The organism is Kitasatospora sp. NPDC059722 (assembly GCF_042733235.1).
Classification (GTDB): domain Bacteria; phylum Actinomycetota; class Actinomycetes; order Streptomycetales; family Streptomycetaceae; genus Kitasatospora.
Map to the genome: position 1 here is coordinate 1 of NZ_JBHWGD010000288.1, position 1,534 is coordinate 1,534.

Annotated in this window: 1 protein-coding gene; it reads right to left on the minus strand. The window is 80.4% G+C overall.

The genetic code is table 11. From position 1 onward, the window contains the following. On the minus strand, positions 1–1,534 hold a 1,534-nt coding region (locus ACFV4F_RS43355), incomplete at both ends, for a polyketide synthase dehydratase domain-containing protein (RefSeq protein ID WP_380511565.1).

A 1,534-nucleotide genomic window follows, 5' to 3' on the forward strand; every position in this document is an offset into this window, starting at 1 on the left:
CGCGCCTGTGCCGTGTCCGTGAACCGAGGCGGCCCGGCCGGCGACGGCGACCTGCCCGGTCGCGGGCGGCCCGGCCGCCTCGGGCGACGGGACCAGGGCCACGTCCTCGGCGACGTCCAGCCGCCACGGCGTGCCCGCCGGGGGCAGCAGCCCCGCGGCGTCCGCGAGCCGGGCCAGCCGGCCCACCCGCAGGGCGCCGCCGCGGACGGCGAACTGGGCCTCGCCGTCGGCCAGCAGGCCGGGCAGCAGCGGCAGCACCGCGGCCACGTCCTCGGTCCGTTCGACGTCGAGCAGGGCGAAGCGGCCGGGGTGCTCGGAGTTCGCGGTGCGGGCCAGGCCCCAGGCGGCGCCGCCGGGCAGGTCGCGGACGGTCTCGCCGTCGGCGGCCCGGACGGCGCCCCTGGTCACGAACACCAGCCGGGAGGCGGCGGCGCGGTCGTCGGCCAGCCAGTCCTGGACGAGGGCGAGCACCCGCGTGGTGTGCGCGTGGACGGCCTCGGGGACGTCGCCGGCCGGGCCGTCCAGGGCGACCAGGACGAGGTCGGGCACCGGGCGGCCGAGGTCCGCGAGGGTCGCGGCCGAGGATCCCGTGCCGTAGGCGTCCCGGCCGAGCGCGGTGCAGCTCGGCGCCGTGGCGGCGGGCGGCGTGGCCGGGGCGGGGACCCACTCGATCCGGAACAGCGGGTCGCGGCCGGTGCGGGCGGCGGCAGCGGCGGCCTGCGGGGCGCGCAGGACGACCGAGCCGACCGTCAGCACCGCGCCGCCCGCCGGGTCGGTGGCGGTGACGGACACCGTGTCCTCCCCGAGGCGGGCGACGCGCACCCGCAGGGCGGCCGCTCCCCCGGCGTGCAGGGCCACGCCCTGCCAGGCCCGGGGCTGCGGCAGTTGCTCCTCGGTGCCGACGCCGATCAGGACGGCGGCGTGCAGGGCGGCGTCGAGCAGGGCCGGGTGGAGGCCGAAGTAGCGGGCGTCATCGGCGGGTTCGCCGTCGAGCTCGACCTCGGCGAACACCTCCTCGCCGCGCAGCCAGGCGGCGCGCAGCCCCCGGAACGCCGGGCCGCGCCCGGGCTCGCGGTAGAAGCCGTCCAGGTCGACGGCGAGCGCGCCGGCCGGCGGCCAGGCCGCCTGGGCGTAGTCCGGCAGGTCGGTGTCCTGGGGCACGAGGGTGCCGGTGGCGCAGCGCGTCCACGGCTCGTCGGGGGCGGCGTCGCCGGGGCGGGCGTAGCAGGCCACCGGGCGGGCGCCGGTGTCGTCGGGCGCGCCGACGCGCACCTGCACGACGGGTTCGTCGTCCTCGGCGAGCGGCAGCGGGTCGCCGAGCGTCAGCTCCGCGATCCTGCCGCAGCCGACCTGGTCGCCGGCCCGGACGGCCAGTTCGACGAGGGCGGCGGCGGGGAAGGCGAGCCGGCCGCCGATCCGGTGGTCGAGCAGCCACGGGTGGACGCGCAGGGCGAGGCGGCTGGTGAACAGCACGCCGTCGGTGTCGTCGGCGAGCGGCACGGCGGCGCCGAGCAGCGGGTGGTCGGCCGGGACG